The 573-nt window shown below is 56.5% G+C and carries 1 protein-coding gene and 1 pseudogene; both read right to left on the bottom strand.

Going from position 1 to position 573, the window contains the following annotated elements; translation table 11 throughout:
* A partial coding sequence (locus EOA86_RS37620; RefSeq protein ID WP_164892454.1) for a hypothetical protein occupies positions 1-222 on the bottom strand: 222 nt, incomplete at its 3' end.
* Between the two features lie 232 nt (positions 223-454).
* Positions 455-573, bottom strand: a pseudogene (locus EOA86_RS41650) (thermonuclease family protein); the annotation flags it as partial.

A 573-nucleotide genomic window follows, 5' to 3' on the forward strand; every position in this document is an offset into this window, starting at 1 on the left:
GCCCTTGGCGGCGTCGAGGTCGTCAGCATCGAACTGGATGTAGTTGGTGGTGGTCATGTCAGTCACTCCTCTTTGGTGGTTGCGATGATCGTTCACATGGCACGGCGGGAAGCGGTGTGCACCGAAGGCTGGAGCGTAGCGGAAGAGGCCGGAAGGTGAAAAAATTTGGCGCGCGAGGAAGCCGCAGGCGGGGAAATTTTTGCGCTCTTCGGCTTTGCGCAAACCGCGTCGACGTGCGAACGAGCGTCAAACGCAACCACCGGAGAGGCGTGAGACATGAACGTATTTGGCAACATTCCCCCTGTTCGGTGTCCACCTGACGCGGCAAGAAATGAGCCTATATTAGCTATTATCTGAACCGATGCAACGAGCTTTGCTGGGTTTTGCGCCAAAACGCGAAGCAATATGGCTCAAGTCATTTGCCATTCGATAGCACCATTTTGGCTATCTGCGGTTAAGGCATCTTTGAGGGCTTGGCGCGGCGATAGAGATGCGGACTTTCGATCTCAGCCGACCAGATCCCCAGACCGTTGCCACGCGCGCGGTTTTCGGCCTCCCCGTACTCACCCAGAC

Source organism: Mesorhizobium sp. M5C.F.Ca.IN.020.32.2.1 (assembly GCF_004023105.1).
Classification (GTDB): Bacteria; Pseudomonadota; Alphaproteobacteria; order Rhizobiales; family Rhizobiaceae; genus Mesorhizobium; species Mesorhizobium wenxiniae.